Origin of the sequence: Yersinia sp. J1 (genome assembly GCF_050586585.1) — a bacterium.
Lineage (GTDB): Bacteria > Pseudomonadota > Gammaproteobacteria > Enterobacterales > Enterobacteriaceae > Yersinia > Yersinia entomophaga.
This window is the reverse complement of sequence record NZ_JBOBDP010000044.1, coordinates 1-1,348: the sequence shown is the minus strand read 5'-3', so window position 1 is coordinate 1,348 and position 1,348 is coordinate 1. Positions and strand designations below refer to the sequence as shown.

Below are 1,348 nucleotides of genomic sequence, written 5' to 3'. Positions count from 1 at the left end.
TATTGGGTTACTGGGCGGACTGAATTTATATCAATATGCGCCGAATCCGCTGACTTGGATCGATCCTCTTGGGTTGTATAAAGGTGAGGGACAGCGAGATTTAGGGAAATATCATGTATTCCATGAGCATACATTAAATTCGGCTGAGTATACCATGACAGATAAAGAGCATTTTAGTCGAGCTAATGAATCTGTTTATAAACGTTTACAAGTGGATGCTGAATTTAAAAGAGAGCTTCAAACAAAATATCCAGGGGTAGTTGAACATGTTCAGCCGATGTCAAATGGTAATTTTAGAGGTTCGTCTCCGAAGGGTATGACTTGGCATCATGGAGATAAGTCTGGTTCTCTTCAACTTGCTGACTTTAATGACCATAGAACATACCATAAAGTTTATCATCCTGACGGTACTGGAGGGAGAAATAAATGGGGTGGTGGTACTAAATGTCGTAAATAGAGAGGTTATTCATGATAGTTATTACTGGTTTTGATAATCTGTTAAAGAAGTACGAAGAGCTGCCAGATGTTGGCTGGTTATATATAGAGACAACCTTCGATTTTGAGTCTGAGGCTGATATAGCCAACGGCAAGTATTACATTTCTGAAAATGATTATGAGGAAATGGATTTCGAAGAAAATTATGATACTTTTTTAGAGGCACCAATATTCAAGGCTATTATTGAAAATAAGTTAGGACATCACCCTAAATCTAAAAAGGAAGAACTGCTAGAAGCTGTGGTTTATTATCTTGAGAATGATGACTTCTTAGATTGATAGATAGGCCTGATGTTGATATCAACATCAGGCCTATCTTACTTATTGGCATATATTTTTGAACTACATTCAATAATATATTTTGTCAAAATATTTATTTTTCAGCACGATCTTCAAAAACAGATGCTGCCAGTCACTATCATTGATCAAACTGGGGTCAGTTTGGATATCGAAAATTATTGTACGTTAAGGCTATTTTTTGACCTTTCGACTTTAGCTGGCCTCAGCCGACGAAACTTACCGGAAGCCGGTATCCGGTTGCTTTTCCATATATAATCGCCTGTCAGATTGATGTGTTCCCAGCCTAACGGCGACAAATGCGACAGCAGTTGCTCGTTAATCTTCAGCCCCTTACGCTTCAGAGCATCGACAGCTCTTTCCATATATACGGTATTCCACAGGGATATGGCTGCTGTCAGAAACGTAAGTCCGCTGGCACGATAGCTCTGATTTTCCGGTTTTCGGTCCCTGATTTTGTAAGTATCCCGCTTAAACGGCCCATTCATTTTTAGAGATCTTCCGACATACTGATGATGTCACCTGAGGAGATCCTTATGCGCAAGATCCGATTTAT

Annotated in this window: 2 protein-coding genes and 1 pseudogene; 2 read left to right on the top strand and 1 reads right to left on the bottom strand. The window is 39.3% G+C overall.

The features are described 5' to 3' along the window. Together ACQ4OC_RS19495 and ACQ4OC_RS19490 are read left to right on the top strand one after the other, a co-directional pair. Positions 1 to 457 (top strand): HNH endonuclease (locus ACQ4OC_RS19495; RefSeq protein WP_430971556.1); only part of this gene is annotated, 457 nt, incomplete at its 5' end. Positions 458 to 468: 11 nt separating this feature from the next. Continuing rightward, complete coding sequence (locus ACQ4OC_RS19490; RefSeq protein ID WP_430971555.1) at positions 469 to 774, top strand: DUF7716 domain-containing protein; 306 nt, start codon at positions 469 to 471, stop codon at positions 772 to 774. 176 nt (positions 775 to 950) lie between these two features. Here the strand turns inward: ACQ4OC_RS19490 and ACQ4OC_RS19485 are convergent. After that, positions 951 to 1,250: pseudogene (locus tag ACQ4OC_RS19485) on the bottom strand (Tn3 family transposase); the annotation flags it as partial. Between the last annotated feature and the right edge of the window lie 98 nt (positions 1,251 to 1,348).

What these genes read in the sequence shown, in the direction of transcription:
- ACQ4OC_RS19490 (WP_430971555.1), top strand. Translation starts at nt 469, where the DNA reads ATGATAGTTATTACTGGTTTTGATAATCTGTTAAAGAAGTACGAAGAG.